At 59.2% G+C, this 23,371-nt stretch carries 26 protein-coding genes; 17 read left to right on the top strand and 9 right to left on the bottom strand.

Going from position 1 to position 23,371, the window contains the following annotated elements; all coding sequences use genetic code 11:
• Positions 1-222 precede the first annotated feature (222 nt).
• Both BJF91_RS25005 and BJF91_RS11965 read left to right on the top strand, forming a co-directional pair.
• Positions 223-393, top strand: a complete 171-nt coding sequence (locus BJF91_RS25005) for a hypothetical protein (RefSeq protein WP_162843862.1) — start codon at positions 223-225, stop codon at positions 391-393.
• Positions 369-1,559, top strand: coding sequence for a cystathionine beta-lyase (locus BJF91_RS11965; RefSeq protein ID WP_075614756.1), 1,191 nt, complete (start codon positions 369-371; stop codon positions 1,557-1,559). Before BJF91_RS25005 ends, BJF91_RS11965 begins: the two co-directional genes overlap by 25 nt.
• Positions 1,560-1,614: 55 nt before the next feature.
• Here BJF91_RS11965 and BJF91_RS11960 read toward each other — a convergent pair whose 3' ends face one another.
• Together BJF91_RS11960 and BJF91_RS11955 are read right to left on the bottom strand one after the other, a co-directional pair.
• A complete protein-coding gene (locus BJF91_RS11960; RefSeq protein ID WP_075614755.1) occupies positions 1,615-2,784 on the bottom strand; it encodes an FAD-dependent monooxygenase in 1,170 nt (389 codons plus the stop codon).
• Positions 2,785-2,913: 129 nt separating this feature from the next.
• Entirely contained in the window at positions 2,914-3,159 is a 246-nt protein-coding gene (locus BJF91_RS11955) for a zinc-finger domain-containing protein (RefSeq protein WP_075614754.1), read from the bottom strand.
• 328 nt (positions 3,160-3,487) lie between these two features.
• On the opposite strand from BJF91_RS11955, the gene BJF91_RS11950 reads away from it, so the two are divergent.
• On the top strand, positions 3,488-4,270 hold the full coding sequence (locus BJF91_RS11950; protein WP_075614753.1) for an alpha/beta fold hydrolase: 783 nt from the start codon (positions 3,488-3,490) through the stop codon (positions 4,268-4,270).
• A 9-nt stretch (positions 4,271-4,279) separates the two neighbouring features.
• On the opposite strand, the gene BJF91_RS11945 is transcribed toward BJF91_RS11950, so the two are convergent.
• Positions 4,280-5,083, bottom strand: coding sequence for an enoyl-CoA hydratase-related protein (locus tag BJF91_RS11945; RefSeq protein ID WP_075614752.1), 804 nt, complete (start codon positions 5,081-5,083; stop codon positions 4,280-4,282).
• Between the two features lie 72 nt (positions 5,084-5,155).
• On the opposite strand from BJF91_RS11945, the gene cysE reads away from it, so the two are divergent.
• From cysE to BJF91_RS11905, 7 genes are all read left to right on the top strand, one after another.
• Positions 5,156-5,980: a serine O-acetyltransferase gene (gene cysE / locus BJF91_RS11940; RefSeq protein WP_075614751.1), complete on the top strand. Its 825-nt coding sequence runs from the start codon at positions 5,156-5,158 to the stop codon at positions 5,978-5,980.
• 308 nt (positions 5,981-6,288) lie between these two features.
• Positions 6,289-6,492, top strand: coding sequence for a DUF3126 family protein (locus BJF91_RS11930; protein WP_075615589.1), 204 nt, complete (start codon positions 6,289-6,291; stop codon positions 6,490-6,492).
• Positions 6,493-6,684: 192 nt separating this feature from the next.
• Positions 6,685-7,041 carry a phasin family protein gene (locus BJF91_RS11925; RefSeq protein WP_075614749.1) on the top strand — a complete coding sequence of 119 codons (357 nt, stop codon included), beginning with the start codon at positions 6,685-6,687 and terminating at the stop codon, positions 7,039-7,041.
• Between the two features lie 545 nt (positions 7,042-7,586).
• Positions 7,587-7,934 (top strand): ATP-dependent Clp protease adapter ClpS, encoded by a 348-nt coding sequence (clpS, locus tag BJF91_RS11920; protein ID WP_075615588.1) that lies wholly within the window; start codon positions 7,587-7,589, stop codon positions 7,932-7,934.
• 10 nt (positions 7,935-7,944) lie between these two features.
• A complete protein-coding gene (clpA, locus tag BJF91_RS11915) occupies positions 7,945-10,431 on the top strand; it encodes an ATP-dependent Clp protease ATP-binding subunit ClpA (RefSeq protein WP_075614748.1) in 2,487 nt (828 codons plus the stop codon).
• Between the two features lie 173 nt (positions 10,432-10,604).
• Complete coding sequence (locus tag BJF91_RS11910; RefSeq protein WP_075614747.1) at positions 10,605-11,396, top strand: AzlC family ABC transporter permease; 792 nt, start codon at positions 10,605-10,607, stop codon at positions 11,394-11,396.
• The gene (locus tag BJF91_RS11905) at positions 11,396-11,725 is read left to right on the top strand and encodes an AzlD domain-containing protein (protein WP_139310673.1); all 330 of its coding nucleotides are present in this window, start codon (positions 11,396-11,398) and stop codon (positions 11,723-11,725) included. Before BJF91_RS11910 ends, BJF91_RS11905 begins: the two co-directional genes overlap by 1 nt.
• A gap of 58 nt (positions 11,726-11,783) precedes the next feature.
• On the opposite strand, the gene BJF91_RS11900 is transcribed toward BJF91_RS11905, so the two are convergent.
• Complete coding sequence (locus tag BJF91_RS11900) at positions 11,784-12,653, bottom strand: LysR substrate-binding domain-containing protein (RefSeq protein ID WP_075614745.1); 870 nt, start codon at positions 12,651-12,653, stop codon at positions 11,784-11,786.
• Between the two features lie 213 nt (positions 12,654-12,866).
• Here BJF91_RS11900 and BJF91_RS11895 point away from each other — a divergent pair, with 213 nt between their 5' ends.
• Complete coding sequence (locus tag BJF91_RS11895; RefSeq protein WP_075614744.1) at positions 12,867-13,718, top strand: urea carboxylase-associated family protein; 852 nt, start codon at positions 12,867-12,869, stop codon at positions 13,716-13,718.
• A 151-nt stretch (positions 13,719-13,869) separates the two neighbouring features.
• Here the strand turns inward: BJF91_RS11895 and BJF91_RS25000 are convergent, their stop codons facing one another.
• Positions 13,870-14,037: a hypothetical protein gene (locus BJF91_RS25000; protein ID WP_162843857.1), complete on the bottom strand. Its 168-nt coding sequence runs from the start codon at positions 14,035-14,037 to the stop codon at positions 13,870-13,872.
• 3 nt (positions 14,038-14,040) lie between these two features.
• On the opposite strand from BJF91_RS25000, the gene BJF91_RS11890 reads away from it, so the two are divergent.
• From BJF91_RS11890 to BJF91_RS11870, 5 genes are all read left to right on the top strand, one after another.
• Complete coding sequence (locus BJF91_RS11890) at positions 14,041-14,346, top strand: DoxX family protein (protein WP_407639881.1); 306 nt, start codon at positions 14,041-14,043, stop codon at positions 14,344-14,346.
• Positions 14,347-14,472: 126 nt separating this feature from the next.
• Positions 14,473-14,994: a dihydrofolate reductase gene (locus BJF91_RS11885; RefSeq protein ID WP_075614742.1), complete on the top strand. Its 522-nt coding sequence runs from the start codon at positions 14,473-14,475 to the stop codon at positions 14,992-14,994.
• Positions 14,995-15,239: 245 nt separating this feature from the next.
• A complete protein-coding gene (hflK, locus tag BJF91_RS11880) occupies positions 15,240-16,346 on the top strand; it encodes an FtsH protease activity modulator HflK (RefSeq protein ID WP_075614741.1) in 1,107 nt (368 codons plus the stop codon).
• Between the two features lies 1 nt (position 16,347).
• Positions 16,348-17,265, top strand: a complete 918-nt coding sequence (hflC, locus tag BJF91_RS11875; RefSeq protein ID WP_075614740.1) for a protease modulator HflC — start codon at positions 16,348-16,350, stop codon at positions 17,263-17,265.
• A gap of 390 nt (positions 17,266-17,655) precedes the next feature.
• Positions 17,656-19,230, top strand: coding sequence for a Do family serine endopeptidase (locus tag BJF91_RS11870; protein ID WP_407639880.1), 1,575 nt, complete (start codon positions 17,656-17,658; stop codon positions 19,228-19,230).
• Positions 19,231-19,297: 67 nt separating this feature from the next.
• Here BJF91_RS11870 and BJF91_RS11865 read toward each other — a convergent pair whose 3' ends face one another.
• The 4 genes from BJF91_RS11865 to BJF91_RS11850 are packed head-to-tail and all read right to left on the bottom strand — an operon-like array spanning position 19,298 to position 22,210.
• Positions 19,298-19,717, bottom strand: coding sequence for an HIT family protein (locus tag BJF91_RS11865; protein WP_075614738.1), 420 nt, complete (start codon positions 19,715-19,717; stop codon positions 19,298-19,300).
• A gap of 52 nt (positions 19,718-19,769) precedes the next feature.
• Positions 19,770-20,999 (bottom strand): GNAT family N-acetyltransferase, encoded by a 1,230-nt coding sequence (locus BJF91_RS11860; RefSeq protein ID WP_075614737.1) that lies wholly within the window; start codon positions 20,997-20,999, stop codon positions 19,770-19,772.
• A gap of 12 nt (positions 21,000-21,011) precedes the next feature.
• The gene (locus BJF91_RS11855; RefSeq protein WP_075614736.1) at positions 21,012-21,743 is read right to left on the bottom strand and encodes a glycerophosphodiester phosphodiesterase; all 732 of its coding nucleotides are present in this window, start codon (positions 21,741-21,743) and stop codon (positions 21,012-21,014) included.
• Entirely contained in the window at positions 21,740-22,210 is a 471-nt protein-coding gene (locus BJF91_RS11850) for a RidA family protein (RefSeq protein ID WP_075614735.1), read from the bottom strand. The genes BJF91_RS11855 and BJF91_RS11850 overlap by 4 nt, the downstream gene beginning before the upstream one ends.
• Before the next feature lie 336 nt (positions 22,211-22,546).
• On the opposite strand from BJF91_RS11850, the gene BJF91_RS11845 reads away from it, so the two are divergent.
• Positions 22,547-23,362 (top strand): cell envelope integrity EipB family protein, encoded by an 816-nt coding sequence (locus tag BJF91_RS11845; RefSeq protein ID WP_075614734.1) that lies wholly within the window; start codon positions 22,547-22,549, stop codon positions 23,360-23,362.
• Positions 23,363-23,371 lie beyond the last annotated feature (9 nt).

The raw sequence follows: 23,371 nt of genomic DNA, 5'->3' as shown, positions 1-23,371 counted from the left end.
TCCATGACGCCGGTGCTTGGGTTGTAACCCTAGCTTGCCCCATCACATTCATAAATGGGTTCATGGTCAAGAGTTGATGGGTGGAAATTGCGCCGAAAAGTGGCAATTCCGAGATTCTGCGCAGATTATAGGCGCCGTAACCATGAAAGCTGCAGTGGATGATGAAAAAATAGACGGAAAATGCATCCGGAAATTTCATTGTCTTGATGACGCATGTGGTGCTTGACCGATCTCGTGATGGCGGGCGACAAAGCGGGACAGAAAGTTTGTGAATTTTGGCTCGTGGGGCAGGTTGTTTTCTTTGATCCGCAGGAAAGCTGCCGCGCTCGTTCGGCCAGCGGCAAGACAGTGAAAGGCAGTGAATACCGATGTCCGAAAAGAAAGATTGGCTGACCGGGGCCGGTACCAATACCAAGCTCTGTCACATAGGGCATGATCCGTCGAGCTATCATGGCTTCGTCAATCCGCCGATCGTCAAGGCGTCGACCGTTCTGTTTGCCACGGCTGAGAGCATGGACCCGCCGCAGCAGAAATATACCTATGGCACGCGCGGGACGCCGACCACGGACGCGCTGTGCGAGGCGATCGACGCGCTGGAAGGCTCTGCCGGGACCATCATCTTGCCTTCCGGCCTTGCCGCGATCACCGTACCGTTTTTGGCCTTCCTGTCGCATGGCGATCACGCGTTGGTGGTCGATTCGGTCTATGATCCTGCGCGGCATTTCTGCGACACGATGCTGAAGCGTCTCGGGGTTGAGGTTGAATATTACGACCCGACGATCGGGGCTGGAATCGAAGCGTTGATTCGGCCGAACACCAAGCTGGTTCACACGGAATCACCGGGAAGCAATACCCTCGAGATGCAGGATATCCGGATCTTGACCGAGATTGCCCATCGCCACGGCGCTTTGGTCAGCATGGACAATACATGGGCAACGCCGCTCTATTTTCGCCCCCTCGATTTTGGCGTGGATCTGTCGATGCAGGCCTCGACCAAATATCCGGCCGGGCATTCCGACATCTTGATGGGGACGGTTTCGGCCAATGCCGCGTGCTGGCCGACGCTGAAGGCGGCCTACGGCGCGATGGGCCTCTGCGGTTCGGCGGAAGACAGCTACATGGTATTGCGTGGGCTGCGCACCATGGCGGTGCGCCTTGCCCATCACGATCGCAGCGCCCGTGAGATCGCTCAATGGCTGGAAGCGCGCGATGACGTGGCGAGTGTGCTGCATCCAGCGCTTCCAAGCTTTCCGGGTCACGCACTCTGGAAGCGTGATTTCAAGGGCGCATCCGGGCTGTTTTCTTTTGTCTTGGCGGAAAATGATCCGACCCGCTTCAAGCTGAGGGCGCACGCCTTTTTGAACGCCTTGCAGATTTTTGGCATTGGGTGGTCATGGGGTGGTTACGAAAGCCTTGCCGTCGTTGCAAATGTTGGCGGACGTACCATTGCCAAACCGCCGACGACAGGGCCGCTGATCCGCTTGCAGATCGGTCTCGAGGATGTGGTCGATCTGCAGGCTGACCTGGAACGTGGCTTTGAGGCGGCTGCGAAGGTGTGACGCAGAAGATGGCAGTGCCGGGCGCTTCGGTCTTAAGACCGGTCCGGCAGTCCTATCATGGCGAAGCGGGACGATATCCGTAGAGCCAGTCAAGGTCGCGGGCAAAGCTGTCGCCCGACCGTAGCGACAGCAGCATGTCGCGACCGAGTTGGAGCGGACCACGAGCGTGATAGGCGAATTTGTTGATGGCACCGCGCTTGCGCACGCTGTAGACCCGCTTTTGCCGACGCTGTTCGTAAGCGGGTAGAGCGTCCGCGCGCGGCTTCTCTGCCACGAGGCCAGCTAGCTCATAGGCATCTTCAATAGCCATTCCCGCGCCCTGGGCGGAAAACGGCAGCATGGCGTGGGCGGCATCGCCGATCAGCACCAGATCGCGGCCGTTCTGCCAGCGTCCCGGGCCGGCTTCAAACAATGGCCAGAACGTGGTGTCGTGCGGAGTGGCCAGCATAGCCCGGATGCCGCTGTTCCAGCCGCGGAAGGCGCGCTCCAGCAACGGGCCCTGGTTGGCTCCGGTCTGTGCGGCCCAGCCTTCGCCAGGATTGATACCGGCGCCGATCGCCACAATATTGATGCTGCCAACCTCGCGCAGCGGATAGGTCACCATATGCGATCTCGGCCCGAGATAGGCGGTAACGGCATCGCGGTCGAGAAAGGCTGGCGCGCTGGCTTCCTTAATGGTCATTCGCCAGGCAATGGAACCGCTGAAGCTGACATCGGGACCGCCTGTCACGAAATTGCGCAGCCGCGACCAGACCCCATCGGCGGCAATCAGCAGGTCGGGCCGCTCACCGGTTACGGGGTTGCGCAGGATCTGGGCGTCGGGACTTTCGACCCGTTGGCCAAGGATCAACGAGCAGAGCGGATTGGCTTCTACGGCATCGAGAAGCGCCCGCTGCAGGGTGGCGCGGTGCACCACGCCATACGGAGCGTTCCAGACGGATTGAGCATGGTTCTGGACTGGTACGGCGCAAAGCCTTTTCAGGCTGATACCCGAGGCGAGTGCCACCACTTGCGGCTCATGCCAGCGCTGTTTGAGCGCGGCGAGGATGCCGAGTTCATCAAGGATCCACGTCACATTGGGCGTTAGTTGCAGGCCGGCGCCCACTTCCTGCAAATCAGCGGTCTTTTCGAATATCCGGCTGGCAATGCCCCGACGGGCAAAGCAAAGGGATGCGGCGAGGCCGGCTATGCCGCCGCCGACGATCGCCACGGTTTTCGTGGACATGGGGTGATCCGTTCCCGGGCCCGCAGCCTGCGCTGTCACATTGAATCAAGCAGGCTGCAGATCGATTTGTTATTGTTTGTATATCAGCAAGCCGACGCGCGGCCTGTTCCGTCTAGGTGCGACTGATGCTCAGGCAGCCTTGACGTGGAAGACGCAGCCTGGCGGGTTGGTCTCGGTCGCCTTCAGGCTCGGATTGTAACGGTAGAGTGTCGAGCAATAGGAACAGACCTTCTCGGTCTCGTGGCCAAGGTCGATAAAGATATGCGGGTGGTCGAAGGGAACGGATGCGCCCGTGCACATGAATTCCTTGACGCCGATTTCGATCAGCCGATGTCCGCCGTCGTTCTGGAAATGGGGAATGGAATGACCGGCCATGTCTCTGCTCCGAATGCCTTGTTGCGCAATTTCCGCAGCGGTACACCGTCGGAAATCCACAGGAAGATGATGTGCCACGATGCGCGGGCGGCATGCTGGATGACGCCCAGCCGTGGCTGATTTCCGCGCGACATTATCCGCCTTTTTTCAAAATGGGTAGGGGCAATGCGCCGTAGCCCCTGGAGTTTTTTGCCGGTGCTGCCACGCATTTGCAGTGGTCTGGAGACATCTATGCTCTAAATCCCGCCCTTGAACATCGGGCCGGTTACCCCTTATGCAGCAGACGCAACCTTGAAGACCGACCCTCGATCGAACTGGACCGAATGCGATGAACCTCAATGCCCCATCCTTTTCCCGCTTCCGTCACGACGGTCTGGAGCTTGCCTATTTCGACGAGGGCGATCCATCTGGCCCGGCGGTGCTGCTTATTCACGGTTTTGCATCCAGTGCGCTGGTCAACTGGGTTCATCCCGGCTGGCTGAAGACGCTTGGGGATGCCGGCCACCGGGTGATCGCCATCGACAATCGCGGCCATGGCCAGAGCGACAAGCCGCATGAGGCAGAACTCTATCACCCCGAAAACATGGCGTCGGATGCCGCCGCTCTGCTCGATCATCTCGGTTTGGCCGAGGCCCATGTGATGGGCTACTCGATGGGTGCGCGGATCTCCGCCTTCATGGCGCTGGATTTTCCGCACCGGGTTCGGTCCCTGGTGTTCGGCGGGCTCGGCATCGGCATCAGCACTGGCGTTGGTGATTGGGATCCGATTGCCGAGGCCTTGCTGGCGCCGTCGCTTGACGATGTCACCCACGAGCGCGGCCGGATGTTCCGCGCCTTTGCCGACCAGACCCGCAGCGACCGACTGGCGCTTGCCGCCTGCATCAGCACGTCGCGGGATCTGGTCTCTACCGCCGAACTGGCGCGGATCGACATGCCGGTGCTGATCGGTGTGGGCACGGTCGACGATATCGCGGGATCACCCCATGAGCTTGCGGCGCTGATGCCTAACGCCCGCGCCATCGACATTCCCAAACGCGATCACATGCTTGCCGTTGGCGACCGCGTGTTTAAACAGGCCGTACTGGAATTCTATGCCGAACTGGAGGGCTGATCAGCCCCTCTATTCCCCGGTAAAGACCGGCTGGCGCTTCTCACGGAAGGCAGCGCGGCCTTCGCGATAGTCAGCGCTTTCGAAGGTCGCGGCACCAAGCACGGCGGCCTCGGTCAACAGCCGTTCGTCCTGCGCCTCCGTTGCCCTCAATGCCATCTTGGCGGCGATGACGGATAGTGGCGCATTGGCGGCAATGGTTTTGGCAAGCGAAAAGGCGGCGCCATCCAACGAGTCGGCGACAACGACTTCGCTGAGGAAACCGCAGGCCATAAGGCTTGAGGCAGGAAAGGCCTGGCCGGTAAACAGGGCCCGCCGCGCCATCTGGCCACCGAGCGCGCGGACGAGATCGGCCACAGCATCTGCGGGATAGGCGAGCCCGAGCCGTGCGGCCGGAATCGCAAAGACGGCAGTGTCGTCGGCGATCCGCAGGTCTGCGGCGGCGGCAAGCCCGAAGGCGCCGCCATAGCAGACGCCGCGGAGGGAAGCGATAACCGGCACCCTTGCCTCGCGGATGGCTTCAAAGGCACTGCTGTTGTCGGCTTCATAGATGCGGGCGAGGCCCGCATCCGCCCGCACGGTATCGAACTCCGAAATATCGGCCCCTGCAGAAAAATCGGTATGGCCGCCACCTGTCATGACGATTGCGTGCACGCGGGCATCATCGAGCAACCAGTCGATGGCAGTCGGAATGGCGCGCCACATGGCTTGGGTGAGGGCGTTCTTGCGTGACGGATTGTCGATGATCAACGCCCCAATGCCATCCTGGGCCGCCACGCGGATGCCGTTGTCTGCGAATGTCCGCGCTTTTTTCATGTCATGTCCCCATCTGGTCTCGGTCGTAGATCATCTATATAATGCGCCGTGAACGTCAATGAGGAGACCGTCATGGCGGCTGTGCCGGAATTTATGACACGCGACACGATCCAGCCCCTGGACCCGATCTGGGATAGTATGCGCCAAGAGGCCCGAAGCGCCGCTGAGCATGATCCCTTACTCGCCGCTTTCCTTTATTCGACGGTGCTCAACCACCGTTCGCTCGAAGACAGCGTGATCTACCGGATCTGCGAAAGGCTCGATCATGCCGATCTGCAATCCAGCCTGCTCTGCCAGACCTTCGGGGACATGCTGGCGGATTGGCCGGAATGGGGTTCGGTGCTGCGCGTCGATATCCAGGCCTACTACGACCGCGATCCAGCCTGCCTGCGGTTCATCGAGCCACTTCTGTATTTCAAGGGCTTTCACGCCATCCAGACTCATCGGCTGGCCCATTGGCTGTGGAACAAGGGGCGGCGGGATTTCGCGCTCTATCTGCAAAGCCGCGCCTCAAGCGTGTTCCAGACGGATATCAATCCTGCAGCCCGTATCGGCCGTGGTATCTTTCTTGATCATGCAACGGGCCTCGTGGTTGGCGAAACCGCGCGGGTGGGCGACAATGTCTCTATCCTGCATGGCGTGACACTCGGCGGCACTGGCAAGGAGGGCGCGGATCGTCATCCCAAGATCGCCAATGGCGTACTGATCGGCGCCGGTGCCAAGGTACTTGGCAATATCGAGATTGGTTGCTGCTCGCGGGTGGCGGCAGGATCGGTGGTGTTGAAGTCGATTCCGGCTGGCATGACAGTGGCAGGCGTTCCAGCAAGGGTGGTCGGCGAGGCCGGCTGCGCCGAGCCCGCCCGGTCTATGAACCAGATGGTATCCGAGGACAATTGAGGCGACGCGATGGCCGGTATAACTGGGATTTTCCGGATACCGGCCGTCACCCGCATCACGCGACGCGGTCGCAATTTCGCCTCGCGATGTTTTTTAGCCTTAACCATAAAGGGGTTACCGGCATTATCCCTCAAAAGCGGGGGCAGTGACCCGATCCCGGCTTTACAGGCTCGGTTGGCGATGCGACAAGCGGGCCGCAAGGGCATGGTTCGGCAGGCGCAGGCCACCGTCGTGCTGGACATTTTGTGAGCGTTGCGCAGTGGTGATCGCAGATCGTCCGCGCCGCGCCGGCCATAATGGAGATTTTTGTGAAAGCTGACGAAATCAAGAAGCTGGACGCTTATTTCAAGCGGACTTTCAACCCGACCATGGCCGTCAAGGCGCGGCCGCGCAAGGATGACTCGGCGGAAGTCTATGTTGGCGATGAGTTTCTCGGCGTCGTGTTCAAGGATGAGGAAGATGGCGACCTCTCCTATAATTTTTCCATGGCTATTTTGGACGTGGATCTCTGATCTCAGGTTGTATCTCTAAAAGGATAGACCTATTGATATTTAATGATGAAGGGCGGCTTCGAAAGGGGCCGCCCTTGTTCGTTCCTCATGGTGTGCAACTATGTCGCGATGACGCACCGCACAATTTCGCTTGACCTTAAGGACGAATTTTGTCCTAATGTTCCCCATGGCAGAGGAAAAAGGAGTGCTCTCATGCTGAATTTCGAAGACGTCAATAAAAAGAGCAAAGAAGCCGTCGATACGATGGTGAAGAACTATTCCGAAGTCGCCAAGGGCTTTCAGGCCATCGCTGCCGAGACCCAGGAATACCAGAAGAAGTCCTTCCAGGAAGTGACTGGCCTCGTCGAGCAGCTGACCGCTGCGCGCAGCATTGAAACGGTGCTGGAGCTTCAGACGAAGTATGCCAAGTCCTCCTTCGAGAGCTTCATGGCTGAAGCCACCAAGATCGGCGAAATGTATGTCGAGTTGGCTAAAACCGCCTACAAGCCTTACGAAGCTCCGATTGCCCGGGCTTCCTCCAAGATCGTGCCGGCTGCAGCCGCAGCCTGATCATTTTATCTTGATAATTGCCGAAGCGGTCACCCTAACGGGTGGCCGTTTTGCGTTTCAGGGACAATGAGCGCCTCGTATAGTCAGCTTCGGGCAGTGCTGACAGTGCATGGTCATAATCTGATCAGTGATTGCGCCGAGGTTGAGAGAGCGTTCGGCTTTATAGATGGACAGCGGTGCCTAGGTCGCGGCGGTCGACAGACCGCAAACGGGCTTTGTTCGCAATGCGACAACAGACTGTTCGAGGCTGGAAAATGAATTCGTCGTTCTTATCTTAAGATGCGAAATCTCCGTCGGCTTCTTGCCAGCTATCCTTAGACCAAGGTCTTCGTTGCATCATTCCAGGTGACGGCTCCTGGGGATGAGGATAATATCCCAGGAAGTTATCCGGGGCGAGTTTTTTGACCCGTCTGCTCAATTCTCTTTGCAGTGTGGGCGGATGGGCTTAAAATCGGAGAAAAATAGACTACCTTATAGAATCTGTGAGGCTCGGCGGGATTCGCCTGACGCGATGAAATGGCCGGGTTTCGGGAGAATGGATGGAAATGATCGTGCAATCGATCGTCATGCAAGCGCAGGGTAACAATGACGGCCCCAACAGGGGAACGTCAGTGATCACGCGCACTAAACCGAAGACCAAGAAGCCTAATCTTTATCGTGTTCTGCTGCTGAATGACGACTATACTCCCATGGAATTCGTCATTCACATCCTGGAGCGTTTCTTTCAGAAAGACAGGGACGCAGCCACAATCGTCATGCTGCATGTACACAACCACGGGGTAGGGGAATGCGGCGTCTTCACCTATGAGGTCGCCGAAACCAAGGTAAGCCAAGTCATGGACTTCGCGCGGCAGCACGAGCATCCGCTGCAATGCGTCATGGAAAAGAAATGAGGATCTGACCGTGCCAACATTTTCTCCGAGCCTGGAAAAGGCGCTGCATCAGGCACTGACCTATGCCAATGAGCGGCACCACGAGTATGCGACCCTTGAACATCTGCTGATGGCGTTGATCGACGATGCTGATGCAGCCGCTGTAATGGGCGCCTGCAATGTCAACCTCGACGTATTGCGCAAGACCGTAAGCGACTACATCGACAACGAGCTGGCCAATCTGGTGACTGGCTACGACGAGGATTCGAAGCCGACCTCGGGCTTCCAGCGCGTCATCCAGCGCGCCGTGATCCACGTCCAATCGTCTGGACGCGAGGAAGTGACCGGTGCCAATGTGCTGGTGGCGATCTTTGCTGAACGCGAAAGCCATGCGGCTTATTTCCTGCAGGAGCAGGAAATGACCCGCTACGATGCGGTCAACTATATCTCTCATGGCATTGGCAAACGGCCGGGTGCTTCGACCGCTCGTCCGCCACGCGGCGTCGAGGAAGAAAGCGAAGCCAGCCAGAAGCCGCAGCGCGAGCAGGAGGAAGGCCCGGCCAAGAAACAGCCGGAAGCCCTCAAGGCCTATTGCGTCAATCTGAACGAAAAGGCCAAAACCGGCCGGATCGACCCGCTGATCGGTCGTCACGACGAGGTCAACCGGACGATCCAGGTTTTGTGCCGCCGTTCTAAGAACAATCCGCTTTATGTCGGTGACCCTGGCGTCGGCAAGACGGCCATTGCCGAAGGTCTTGCCAAGCGGATCGTCGAAGGCAAGGTGCCGGAAGCGCTGTCCGATGCGACGATCTTCTCGCTCGACATGGGCACGCTGCTGGCCGGCACTCGCTATCGCGGTGATTTCGAAGAGCGATTGAAGCAGGTCGTCAAGGAGCTGGAAGATTATCCCGGCGCCGTGCTGTTCATCGATGAAATCCATACGGTCATCGGTGCTGGCGCGACCTCGGGCGGCGCCATGGATGCGTCGAACCTGTTGAAGCCGGCTCTGTCTTCCGGGGCGATCCGCTGCATCGGCTCGACGACCTACAAGGAATACCGGCAGTTCTTCGAAAAGGACCGGGCTCTTGTGCGGCGGTTCCAGAAGATCGACGTCAATGAACCATCGATCGACGATGCCATCGAGATCATGAAGGGCCTGAAGCCCTATTTCGAAGACTATCACAAGCTGCGGTACACCAACGAGGCGATCAAGACGGCTGTCGAGCTGTCGGCCCGCTATATCAGCGACCGTAAGCTGCCGGATAAAGCAATCGACGTCATCGATGAAACCGGCGCGGCACAGATGCTGCTCCCGGCCTCGCGTCGGCGCAAGTTGATCACCGAAAAGGAAATCGAAGCCACCATCGCCACCATGGCTCGGATTCCGGCCAAGACCGTGTCGAAGGATGACGAACTGGTTCTTGCCAACCTGGACAAGGAGCTGCGCTCGGTCGTCTACGGTCAGGATGCCGCCATCGATGCGCTGTCGACGGCGATCAAGCTGGCTCGGGCCGGCTTGCGCGAGCCGAACAAGCCGATCGGCTCTTACGTCTTCTCCGGTCCGACCGGCGTCGGCAAGACCGAAGTGGCCAAGCAGCTCGCCTCGTCTCTCGGCGTCGAGATGCTGCGCTTCGACATGTCGGAATATATGGAGCGCCATACGGTCTCGCGCCTGCTTGGTGCACCTCCCGGCTATGTCGGCTTTGACCAGGGTGGTCTGCTGACCGATGGTGTCGACCAGCATCCGCATTGCGTCGTGCTGCTCGACGAAATCGAGAAAGCGCATCCGGATATCTACAATATCCTGCTGCAGGTCATGGACCATGGCTCGCTGACGGATCACAATGGCAAGAAGATCGACTTCCGCAACGTGATCCTGATCATGACGACCAATGCCGGCGCATCGGAAATGGCGAAATCGGCCATCGGTTTCGGATCGTCGAAGCGTAGTGGTGAGGATGAAGAGGCAATAAACCGTCTGTTCACCCCGGAATTCCGCAATCGTCTCGATGCGATCATTCCGTTCGCGCCGCTGCCAAGCGAAGTCATCCACAAGGTCGTGCAGAAATTCGTCATGCAGCTGGAAGCACAGCTTTCGGAACGTGGCGTTACCTTCGATCTGGCGGAAGAGGCTGTTGCTTGGCTCGCCACCCGTGGCTACGACGAAAAGATGGGCGCACGTCCGCTCGGCCGTGTCATCCAGGAGCATATCAAGAAGCCGTTGGCCAATGAGATCCTGTTCGGCAAGCTGAAAAAGGGCGGTGTCGTCAAGGTCGGCACGGTCATGAAGGATGGCGAAGAGGAACTGAAGCTCGATTGCGTGGCCGATGCCACGCCGGTCAAGCCGCAGAAGGAAGCCGAAATCGCTGCCGCCGAGGTTGACGATGGCGACGTGATCGCCAAGCCTCGCCCGAAGGTGAAAAAGGCTGCCAAGGCCGAACCTGAGGTCGAAGCGCTGAAGGAAACCAAGGCGTCTACGAAAAAGACCGCCGTTCCGAAGGTGCCGAAGAAGAAATAAGACGCTTCGTTATCCTTTGATATCAGATGCAGAGAATGCCGGGCCAGTGCCCGGCATTCTTTTTGTTGGTCGCTTCACGTCAATTCCTCCCTCTCACCCGCGATCCCCTTGTCTTCTTATGTCTGTTAAGGCAAACCGCGTCCTGACGAACCCTGTCAATCACGATCGATTTCATGTCCTCTTCCATTTCCGTCGAGCCGGATGGCCACGAACGTAGCCAGCTCCTTTGGTTTTTCACCGGCATGCGTGGCCTGTTCAGCCTTCCTGCAATGATCCTGATGGTGTCCTTCATCGGCTTCAGCGGCTTTGCCCTGCAAAGCGGCATCAGCCGCAACGAGGCGATGTTCATGACTGTGATCATTTGGGCGCTGCCGGCCAAAATGATCCTGATCGGCATGATGTCGAGCGGCGCTAATCTGCTGGCCTGCTTTCTCGCCGTATCGCTATCATCGATCCGGATGATGCCCATGGTGGCGTCGCTGGTGCCTGAAATGCGCAGCCAGCGTACGCCGACCTGGCTGCTGCTGATCCTCTCGCATTTTGTGGCCATCACCGCTTGGGTCTATGCCATGGGCCATCTGAAGACGGTGCCAAGGGAAGGGCGTGTCGCTTTCTTCGCCGGCTTCGGCATCACCCTGGTTGCGGTCAATACGCTGCTGGTCGGGATCTGCTACGGGCTGGTGTCGAGCTTTCCGCCGCTCGTGGCCGGGCTGTTGTTCTTCCTGACGCCGGTCTATTTCGTCGCCTCGATCTGGGCGACAGGCAAGCAGCGGGTGGTGAAGATCGCCTTCGTGATCGGCATCGTTTCGGGGCCATTGCTGGCGGTGCTGCTGCCTGGCTTCGACATCCTGATTGCCGGTCTCGGCGGCGGCACGCTAGCCTATCTCATCGACCGGCAGATGCGCCGCCGCCGCGGCGAACCCTCCGCCATCAGTCCCGCCGAAAACGTTGCGGAGGAGCTGTGATGGCGGATTACTGGCCCTATGTGGTGATCATCGTCGCGGGCTTTCTGGCAACCGATCTGTGGCGCTGGCTCGGCGTTGTCGCCGGCAACCGGCTTCAAGAAGGTTCGGAAGCGCTATATTGGGTGAAGGCGGTCGCAACGTCCCTGGTCATGGCTGTCACGGCCAAGCTGATCGTGTTTCCCACTGGCGTGCTTGAGCACTCACCGCTGTGGTTGCGGCTTGCCGCGACGGCCATCGGTTTTGGCGCTTTTCTTGCCGGAGGCCAACGGATCATCGTCGGCGTGCTGGTTTCGCTCGGGGTGCTGGGCGCGGGCCTGGCGTTGCTCTAGTTTTTTGTCTGGCATCGGATTGTTCCGAAAACCGGTGCCCACTTTTCGGTCCGATGCACTATAAGCCCTCCGCCTCGCGGATCAGCCAATCGCGCATCAGTGTCGCCGCCGGGGATAGCAGCTGGCGTTCCACCAGCCAATAGGCGCGGTCGAGGTCGCTGCCGTGGTCGAACAGCAGTTGCAGCCGACCTTCAGCCAGATCCTCTTCGATCAGCGCGATTGGGCAGAGCCCAACACCGAGTCCGGCCAGCAGCGAACTGCGCAGCAGCGTAAAATCGGCGAAGATCGGTCCTGGCTTCACCGTCCCACGCAGGCCCGCTGTCTCGAACCAGCGCCGCCAACCGTCCACCGTCTCATCATGCAGCAAGTCTGCCTGGAGCAGGTCCGCCGGGTGTTGGAAAGGGCCTTTCAACGCCAGAAAGGCGGGCGAGGCGGCTGCCTGGGTCTCGCCGCTCAGGATCTTGCGGGCACCAGGGTGTGGCTTTACGCCGTGACAGAGCAGAAGATCGGCCTGGATATCCTGTGCTCTGACAGCCTGGGCGGCTGCATAGCTGATGGTCACCTGGACTTCCGGATACAGCTGACGGAAGCCCGGCAGGCGCGGTCCTAACCAATGGGTGACGACCGAAGGCAGACAGGCGAGCGTCACCGTCTCGTGCTTCGAAGCGGCCTTCAGGCGCGCCGCTGCCGTGGCAATCAGGCCCAGCCCACTCGAGACTTCGGCACCGAATGTTCTGCCATCGCCATTTAACGTCACGCCGCGTGGGCGGCGTTCGAACAGTGGCTGGCCGAGCCAATCCTCCAGTGCCCGCACATGCTGGCTGACGGCAGCGGCAGTCGTGCCGAGTTCATCGGCGGCGCGGGCGAAGCTTTCCAGGCGGGCCGCTGCTTCAAAGGCCCGCAATGCGGTAAGGGGAGGTAATTTCATGGGCTAATGGCTAAGCCAGACTTAGCCTTTGCGCAAGAAGAAGCTCTCTTGTTTCAGTCGCGAATTCCGCGACACTAAAGCATGTCGCGTTTAATTGCCCGCAATTAAACGATAACGTACATGCGACAAAAGAAGAGCTAAAGCGTGTCGCCGTGAATCCTACTCACGGCGACACGCTTTAGCCCCATCATCACTCTCAAGAACGGCCAGATCATGCCAGCTCTTCCTGCCTCTCCCGCCCCTGCTGACGCCGATGCCCGCCGTGCCGCAAAGCCCGTGGTCGTCTATCCCAATGGCACGCTTGTGGCGCCCGATCTCGCGCTTCTCGGCAAGGCCAAGCAGCGGATGGAAAAGATCGACGAGGTAATCGTACCGCCGAGGGATGGCCGGTGCTTTACCGTGCCGAAGGGTCATTTCTTCCGCATCGTCAGCGTAGAGGGCGCCCAGGTGGGCGATCTCAACCTCTGGAATGCGCAGGACCTGACGGAGCGGTTTTTCAGCGGCAAGACTCGGGCGTTGCATGCCACGCATGTGTCGGTTGGTGACCGCCTCTGGAGCAATCTGCCGTCGCTGAGGCCGATGGCGACGATCAGCGAGGATACGCTGTCCTGGTATGGGTTCGATGCTGACGGAGGCGGGATTCACGATGTCATCGGCACCCGTTGCGATCCCTACACGAACAGGCTGTTGAGCGGTGGCGATTATCACCATTGCTGCCACTCCAACCTCTGCAACGCCTTGGCTGCGACGAAGGGGCTCAGTTTTCGGGATGCGGAGCCGCATGTGCATGACGTGCTCAACGTCTTCATGTGCACTGGCTTTACCAAAGATACGCATCAATATTTCATGAAAGCGAGCCCGGTGCGGCCGGGCGATTACTTGGAAATGTTTGCTGAGATTGATCTACTTGGCGCGCTGTCGGCTTGCCCTGGCGGCGATTGCAGCGCTTCCCATTCCAGCGACACGGCAGCCTGCTATCCGCTGAAAGTCGAGATTTTCAGGCCGGATCTAGATGTGCTTTCGGCGTGGCCATTCCCGGAGCGCAACGGCTATCGGCCAGCGTGAGTTGGGCTTTCCGTCTGTGGCGTCGATGGTCGTCGCTAGTGCTTTAAGGGACGGTGCCAATTTTCTTTGGATTTCATCATGACATTGAGTTGTAGATGCTGTCGCCAGAGTTCCATTTTCAGTTTAATCACGGTAAAGTTTCCTTTCACGGTTATGTTATCGAAAGTTTGAGTGACAGAATGCCGCAGGTGTGGTTTTCGTCCGCCATCCACTTTTTTGAAAAGGTAAATCTTTGATGTTCTTCAAGCGTCTTAGCCCATGGGCTCCAACCATCCTCAGCATCGTCCGCATCATGGCTGGCCTGCTGTTTCTCGAGCATGGCATGAGCAAGCTTCTGGGCTTCCCGCCGTCGGATATGCACCCGGCTGCGATGTCGCTGCCCTGGATCGCAGGTTGTATCGAGCTCGTCGGCGGCGTGCTGATCACCATCGGCCTCTTCACCCGCCCGGCAGCCTTCATCGCATCGGGCATGTGCGCCGTCGCCTACTTTCTTGTCCATGCGCAGATGGGCTTTTACCCGATGAACAATCACGGCGAACCGGCGATCCTGTTCTGCTTCGTGTTCTTCTACTTGGTTTTTGCCGGTCCCGGCCCGCTCAGCGCCGATGCGGCCATGGGCAAGGAATAATCCTGGTTCAAATGAGCTAGGTTCCTATGGATAAGTGGCCGCCGTCTTCTGACGGCGGCTTTTTCTATGGACGATGGGTGCTGCTTGTGAAACCAATCCGGTTATCGTGATTGCAAAGGGCAGGTTATGGCGCTGATTTCGATTGTTCTGGCGGTTTCGACCAATGGCGTCATCGGCCGTGACGGCGATATGCCTTGGAAACTGAGCACCGATCTAAAGCGTTTCAAGGCGCTGACGCTCGGCAAGCCGCTGGTTCTCGGCCGCAAGACCTTCGAAAGTTTCGGTTCGCGACCGCTACCCGGTCGGCCGCATGTCGTCATCAGCCGCAGCGCTGAGATTGTCATGCCCATGGTCGAGACGGTGCGCAGTCTTGAAGAGGGGCTGGAGCGCGCTCGTGAGACTGCCGAGGACACCGGCGTCGACGAGATTTTCGTGATCGGCGGCGGCGAGATCTATCGTCAGGCGCTGCAGCTCGCCGATCGTCTCTACGTTACCCATGTGGAAGTCAAAATTGCCAATGGCGATACTTTCTTTCCGCCGGTCGATCTCGATATGTTTGACCCAGTGGCGGAAGAGCGCTTTCCCGCCGGCGAGCGCGACAGTTTTCCCACCCGCTACGTGATCTATCGGCGAAAACCGGCATCGTAACCGTTTATTTCCATAGAAATCGAAGAAGTTAGGGCGTTTTCGTTGAAAGCCGGGGTCGCGATCCCTATAACGGTGATAATCCGGGTGGATGCCTGTTTGCGGCGCCGTTGCGGGCCTTTGCACGACAATGTTCGGCCGAAGGGCCGGCAGCGCTGTTTGTGCAGGAAACTAGAGGTTTTGCAGCACCATGCCGGGTACTCACACTCCATGGCGCTGTTGGGAGCATCTCAGAAAAAGAGGTTTTGATGCCTTGGAGTAATCAGAACGGCGGCGGCCCTTGGGGCGGCGGCGGTGGCAATAACAATCAGGGAGGGCCGTGGGGGCAGGGGCCGAACCGTCCACGCGGCAATGGCGGCGGCGGAAAACAGCCACCGGATCTGGAAGACATCATCAAGCGCGGCCAGGACCAGTTCAAGAACCTCGTGCCCGGCGGCTTTAGCGGCGGTATGGGGCTTCTCATTGCGCTTGGCGTCGTCGGCCTTTGGCTGACCCAGGCCGTCTATACGGTGCAGCCGGATGAGCGCGGCGTCGAAATGCGCTTCGGTAAGCCGAAGGACGAGATTTCAGCGCCTGGCCTCCATTTCCATCTCTGGCCGCTCGAAACAGTCGAGAAGGTCAAGGTCACGGAGCAGCAGCAGAATATCGGCGCCAAGGTCGCGTCCAATTCCACGGCTGGCCTGATGCTGACCGGCGACCAGAACATCGTCAACGTGCAGTTCTCCGTGCTTTATACGGTCAGCGATCCCAAGGCCTATCTGTTCAATCTGGAAACGCCGCCGCAGACCCTGCAGCAGGTTGCCGAAAGTGCGATGCGTGAAGTCGTTGGTCGTCGGCCTGCCCAGGACATCTTCCGCGATGCGCGTCAGTCGATTGCCGTTGACGTACGCAATATCATCCAGGGCACGATGGACAGCTACGGTTCCGGCATTTCCATCAACTCCGTGGCCATCGAGGATGCGGCACCGCCGCGCGAAGTTGCTGACGCTTTCGATGAAGTGCAGCGTGCCGAGCAGGACGAAGACCGTTTCGTCGAAGAGGCCAACCAGTATTCCAACCAGAAGCTCGGTCAGGCCCGCGGCCAATCGGCACAGATCCGCGAAGAGGCGGCTGCCTACAAGGACCGCGTCGTGAAGGAAGCCGAAGGCGAGGCGCAACGATTCGTCTCGATTTACGACCAGTATACCAAGGCGCCTGATGTGACCCGCAAGCGGCTTTATATCGAAACCATGGAGCAGGTCCTGAAGAAGTCCAACAAGGTGATTGTCGACGAGCAGGGCCAGGGCGTCGTGCCCTATCTGCCCTTGAACGAAATCGGCCGCATGGGCAGCCAGCCGGCACAGGGAGGCAAGTAAGATGACCAATCGTCTTCCCGCCTTCCTAATTGGCCTCGCGATCATTTTGTTGCTGGTCTATTCGTCTATCTTCGTCGTCAACCAGCGCCAGCAGGCGGTGGTCGTGCGTTTCGGCCAGATCAAGGCCGTCTATAACGAGCCCGGCCTCTACTTCAAACTGCCGTTTGCCTTCTCCGGCGCCGACAAGGTGCAGATCATCTCGGATCAGTCGCTCCGTTTTGATCTGGATAACATCCGCGTTCAGGTCTCCGGCGGTAAATTCTATGAAGTCGACGCTTTCCTGATCTACAAGATCACGGATGCTCGTCGCTTCATCGGCATCGTCTCCGGCGGTGACCGCGATCTGGCGGAAGCTCGACTGCGCACCCGTCTCGACGCATCGCTGCGCCGGGTCTACGGTCTGCGCGGCTTCGAGGCGGCGCTCTCCGACGCCCGCTCGCAGATGATGCAGGAAGTCGCCGCCGATCTGAAATCGGATGCGGAAAACCTCGGCATCACCATCGAGGACGTTCGTATTCGCCGGACCGACCTTACGCAGGAAGTGTCGCAGCAGACTTATGCTCGCATGCGTTCCGAGCGTCTGGCCGAAGCCGAACTGATCCGCGCTCGCGGTAATGAAGAAGGCCAGCGGCGCCGCGCCATTGCCGACCGCCAGGTGGTCGAGCTTCAGGCCGATGCTCAGCGCGATTCGGAAATCCTGCGCGGTCAGGGCGATGCCGAACGGAACCGGATCTTTGCCGATGCCTATCAGCGTGATCCGGCCTTCTTCGAGTTCTACCGGTCGATGGCTGCTTACGAGCATTCGCTCGGAACGACAGGCACATCCATGGTTCTGTCACCGAACTCGGAGTTCTTCAAGTACTTCCGGTCGCAGGCAGGCACCCCAAGCCCGGCGCCGGCAGCACCCGCCACGAAGTAAGCGCAGCGCTAAAAGCCATACAGAGGGGTCGGACATGTCCGGCCCCTTTTCTATTGCGGGCTTTGGCCACGCCATCACGATGCCCCATACACAAGATAGCGTGAACAAGTGGGGCAAACCCGTTTCGGTTTGACGCCATGAGCGGTAGATTACCCTGGTGTTTGTCAGGCAAAAGCGGAGACCGGTTTTTCCAAAAAGACGAACGAAAATAGGAGACGCGAGCGTTTGTCCGGTTCGCTCCGAACCTGACAGACGCTCTCGTTTATCGAAACACCAAGACGACCTAGCCTATTGTTTTTACGCATTTCCGGATGGGAAACCGGTTCCCACTTTCCCTCGAAATGCTCTATGCTCCGTGCGAGCAGGAACCAGTTCTATATGAGGAAGCCCATGATCAAGCGCCGCAGCACGGCCGCAAGCCTTCTGACCTCCGTTTTCGTCGGGGCTGCCGTCAGTCTGAGCGCAATGGCTACGGCCACACCAGGGTTTGCCCAGATGAAGACTGCCGTGCCGGCGCCGGCGGCCCCTTCCGCTTCGGGGTCGGCTCCGACGGCTGGGGCCACGTCGTCGCACGAGAACGGACCCGCCCCGGTTGCTGATCTCGCCGAAGGGCTGCTGGGCGCCGTCGTCAATATCGCCACTTCGCAGAATGTCGATGGTGACGATGCCGCGCCTTTGCCGCAGGTGCCGAAGGGTTCGCCTTTCGAGGATCTGTTTGAGGATTTCTACAAGAACCGCCAGGGCAAGGGCAGCAATCACAAGGTCAATTCGCTGGGCTCCGGCTTCGTCATCGATCCCGCCGGCTATATCGTCACCAACAATCACGTCATTGAAAATGCCGACGATATCGAAGTTATCTTTTCCGATGGCTCGAAACTTCAGGCCAAACTGATCGGCACGGATACCAAGACGGATCTGTCGCTGCTGAAGGTCGAGCCGACGGAGCCGCTGAAGGCGGTGAAGTTCGGCGATTCGAAAGTGATGCGGATCGGCGACTGGGTTATGGCGATCGGCAACCCGTTTGGACTTGGTGGATCGGTGACGCTTGGTATCGTGTCGGCGCGCGGCCGCAATATCAATGCAGGCCCCTACGACAATTTCATCCAGACCGACGCGGCGATCAACAAGGGCAATTCCGGTGGACCGCTGTTCAACATGCGCGGCGAGGTGATCGGCATCAATACGGCGATTATTTCGCCGAGCGGCGGTTCGATCGGCATCGGCTTTGCCGTGCCGTCGGAGCTCGCGGAAAACGTCATCAAGCAGTTGCGGGATTATGGCGAGACGCGGCGCGGCTGGCTTGGCGTGCGCATCCAGCCGGTGCCCGACGATCTCGCCAAGTCCGCTGGCATCAAGACCGGCCGCGGCGCATTGGTCAGCAGCGTCATCGAGGGCGGTCCAGTTGCCAAGGGGCCTCTGAAGACTGGTGACGTGATCATTTCCTTTGCCGGCAAGGATATTGCCGAAAGCCGCGATCTGGTGCGCACCGTCGCAGAAAGTCCGATCAATCAGGATCTCGATGTCGTCGTCTTCCGCGACGGCAATCGTCAGACTTTCAAGGTGAAGCTGGCGCAACTGCCTGAGGACAAGACAGCGGACGCGAAGGACAAGGAAACCGAGCAGGCCGACCCCAAGGCCGGCGGTGAGGATGAGGACGAGGCGGACGCCGGCACGGTGCTTGGCATGAGTGTTGTCGCGCTCGATGATGAGACGCGGGCTGCCCATTCGATTGCCAAGAGCGTCGAGGGCCTGCTGATCACGGATGTGCAGCAGGGCTCTGCAGCCGACCAGAAGGGTCTTAAGGTTGGCGAAGTCGTCGTTGAAGTCGCTCAGGAATTCGTCGCCACGCCGGATGCCCTGGCTGAGAAGGTCGCCAAGCTGAAATCCGATGGTCGCCGCGCCATTCACTTGATGGTGGCGAACCCGCAGGGCGATCTGCGCTTCGTGGCGGTTCCGCTGGATTAGTTTCGGCCCTAAAGTTACTTAGGTCGCGTCAAAGCGGCGAGGGGACGCCCTCGCCGCAGAGACTCTGTTACAGGCAGGCCTTGATCTTTTCGGCATTGGCCTTCAGCACGTCGATATTCTCCATGCCGCCAATGTGTGGCTTCAGCGGTTGGCCATCGTGGCGGGGAATGACGTGGAAATGCAGGTGGAAAACGGTCTGGCCGGCCGCCGGCTCATTGAACTGGCCAACATAGACGCCATCGGCGTCGAAGGCTTGCCTAGCCGCAACAGCCAGTTTCTGCACCACGGGCATCAGCTTGGCCAGCACGGCAGGATCGGCGTCCAGCAGGTTGCGCGATCCCTGCTTGGGGATGACAAGCAGATGGCCCGGCGCCTGGGGCATCACATCCATGAAGGCCAGCGCGTCATCGTCTTCATAGAGCTTTACCGAGGGAATTTCCCCTTTGATGATCTTGGCGAAGATATTGCTGGGGTCGTAGTCGGTCATGCGAAGTCCTCGGTAGTGGATTGATTTCTGTTGGCAGCAGCTTCCGTTAAGGTCAACCGTCGATTTCCTCGCCCTCACGGGGCTGGCGGTCGCCCTTTCGGAAGGGTGTGTGGTCGTCGAGATAGGCGCCGATCTGCTCGACATCCTGGCGCTCGCGCTCGAGGTAATCAGCAATTGCCCGGCGCAGGCCCGGATGGGCGATGTAATGGGCGGAATGGGTCATAACCGGCTGGTAGCCGCGCGCCAGCTTGTGCTCGCCCTGGGCGCCAGCCTCGACCTTTTTCAGCCCCTTGGCCAGCGCGAAATCGATGGCCTGGTGATAGCAGACCTCGAAATGCAGGAAGGGATGGTCCTCGACACAGCCCCAATGGCGACCAAACAGCGTGTCCTCGCCGATGAAATTGATGGCGCCGGCCACGTAGCGTCCGTCGCGCTTGGCCATGACCAGCAGAATATCGTCGGCCATGCGCTCGCCGATCAGCGAATAGAATTCGCGCGTCAGATAGGGCCGACCCCATTTGCGGCTGCCAGTATCCATGTAGAAGGCGAAAAACTGGTCCCAGATCGCTTCCGTCAGGTCGGAGCCGGTCAGCCAGTCGATGGTGATGCCGTTTTCCAGCGCGGCCCGCCGCTCCTTCTTCAGCGCCTTGCGCTTGCGCGATGCGAGCGTGTCGAGAAAGGCATTATGGTCGCTATAGCCTTCGTTGATGAAGTGGAACTGCTGGTCGACGCGATGCAGGAAATCGGCATCCTCGAAAGCGTCAAGTTCGGCCTGTGGCAGGAAGGTGGCGTGGGCTGATGAGACGCCGAGCTTGCGGGCGATCTGCGCAAGGCCTGAGGCAAGGGAGGCCTGGGCGCTGTCGGCGTCCACACCTGGCGCTACCATCAGTCTCGGTCCTGTGGCCGGGGTGAAGGGGATGGAGACCTGCAGCTTTGGGTAATATTGCCCGCCGGCCCGCTCGAAGGCATCGGCCCAGCCCTGGTCGAAGACATATTCTCCACGGCTGTGGCTTTTGAGGTAGCACGGCATGGCGCCGAGCAAGTGCCCGTCGCCATCTTCCATCAGCAGATGGTGCCCATGCCAACCGGTTGTAGCCGTGGCGGACCCCGATTCTTCCAGAGCCGAGAGATAAGCCCAGCTGTTGAACGGGTTATAGGCGACGCGGGGCGCCGCCTCTCCGCTTGCCTTCGATGCCTTGCCGGCACCGGAAAGCTGGCTCCATGCGTCACGGTCAATCGCCTTGAAGGACGGTTCAACCCGAATGATGACCTCTTGTGTCATGCCGCTCCATGTTCAGGGTTTTGAGTTGGCGCTATCGCGTGGGTCAAAACCTTCGAATGTCATCTGATCCGCATAAGTATAGGTGCGCTCGCGCATGATTTCATCCCGTACCGTCCAGGTGATGACAGGAATGTTTTTCTGCCGCTGGGCCTCAATGAAGCTGTTGGGCAGGTGGGCAACGCAGTAGGAGATGAAATCCAGCCCCAGTTGCATGGCCTCGTCATGGGCAAAGAAATCTTCCGGCTTGGCGCCTTCGGCGGTCAGGCCGACCGGGTAGGGGCAGTTATTGGCCTTCAGGTCCTTCAGCAGGTGATGGTCGAAGCTCATCATTGCCACTTTGCCCTGATAGCCGGAGAGAACCTCCAGCACATCCTCGACAAAGCCTTCGTCGTCACCGGGGCGGCCTTTCAGCTCGATGATCAGCGGCACTTGGCCTTTGACGAGATCGAGCAGTTGGCGCAGCGTCGGCACCTTGTCCTTGGTGCCGCCGATGGACATCATCTTCAGTTCGGCGGAGGTGCGGTCTCGCACATTGCCGGTCATGCTGCACAGGCGCTGCATGTCGTCATCGTGGAAAACCACAGGCACGCTGTCAGTCGTGTATTGCAGGTCGCACTCGATGGCAAAACCGGCCTCGATGGCGCGGGCGGCAGCCGAGAGAGTGTTTTCCCAGACTTGTTTATTCATGTCATGAAAGCCGCGATGGGCGACGGGCTTTTCCTTGAGCCAGCTTGCATCCGTCACAGGCGGATCTCCAGGATGGCGTCGATTTCGACGGCGGCGTTCAGGGGCAGGGCCGCCATGCCGACGGCGGCGCGGGCGTGTTTACCCGCCTCGCCCAGCACATTGGCGATCAGGTTCGAGGCGCCGTTGATCACCAGATGCTGATCGGTGAAGCCGGCGCCCGACGCAACGAAGCCGTTGAGCTTGATGACGCGCACGATACGCGACAGATCGCCCGACAGCGCCGATTTCGCCTGGGCAAGGATGTTGATGGCGCAAAGTTCTGCTGCGCGCTGGGCGGAAGCGAGATCGACATCGGCGCCCACAAGACCGGTGACGGCGATCTTGCCGGCTTCCATGGGCAACTGGCCCGAGAGGTAGAGAAGATTGCCGCTGATGACATAGGGCACATAGTTGGCAGCCGGGGCGGCGGCTTCGGGCAGGGTGATGCCAAGGGCGGTGAGGCGGCTGTCGATAGTGTCGGACATGATGGCTTCCCGGATAAACAGATTGGTGGAAACGTGGTGATAAACTGAGCTTTGCGCGCCAGGCGCCTCGCTTTTGACAGATCAGGTCTTATAGGACGTTCTGTGTGGATGTTCTATGACGCAGAAATGACGTCCCAACGCATGTCGCGCAAAAGTGTGTAGCGGTTTTGCGGTAACGACATGTGTCAAACAAATGACTTAGAGAGTCGATCTGATTATATCAGATCTTAAGGCGCTCTAAGGCTTTTGACTGCCTGCGTAAATTTGTCCCCAGACCGATTCCGGTTTTGCAAATTATGCGCTAGCATCCGTCTGGACTGCAACAGGAGAATAGGCATGCCGCAGGCGACCCTGGCCCTCGTTCTGGCATTGACGGCCAATACGGCGATGACGACTCCAAAGGTCGAACAGCCAACAGCCGGCGAGCTACAGCCCCATCGCGCCACCTATGACATTCGCCTGAAGAAGGCGAGCGACCAATCCGGCGTCGATGATATGAGCGGCCGCATGGTCTACGAATTCAACGGCTCGGCCTGCGATGGCTATACGACCAGCTTCCGTTTCGTTACGCGAATCGAGACTGGTGACCAGGTGAGCGTTACCGACCAGCAGGTACGCACCTTCGAGGACATGGCGGCACGGCGGTTCGATTTCGAAGCAAAAAGCTTCACCGACGATAAGCTCGACAAGGACGTGAAGGGTGAGGCGGCGGCCCGCACCGACGGTTTGCGCGTCGAGCTGAAGGAGCCGCAAAAGAAGGAGCTGGAAATGGCCTCTGCCCGCTTTCCGGCTCAGCACATGCTCGAAATGATCGACAAGGCCCGCAAGGGCAGTCGTTTCTTTGAGGCGCGGGTGTTCGACGGTACCGAGGATGGTGACAAGAGCTATCTGACCACAACGGTTCTTGGCGGCTCCAAGCGGCTGAGCGACACAAAGGATCAGCTGGCTGGACGGACCTATTGGCCGGTATCGATCGCCTATTATGACGACAAGACCAATGGCGATCAGTTGCCGGTCTATACCCAGTCCTTCGACCTCTACGACAATGGCGTCACGCGCGACCTGACACTCGACTATGGTGACGTGATCCTGACCGGCAAACTGTCTAAGCTCGAACTCTTGCCTCCAGCGGTGTGCAAGTCGCAAAAGTAGCAGCGCCGC

Source organism: Gillisella taibaishanensis, from assembly GCF_001938985.1.
Lineage (GTDB): Bacteria > Pseudomonadota > Alphaproteobacteria > Rhizobiales > Rhizobiaceae > Allorhizobium > Allorhizobium taibaishanense.
Note: the sequence above shows the minus strand (reverse complement) of the source record. Positions and strands in the feature narration are given on the sequence as shown.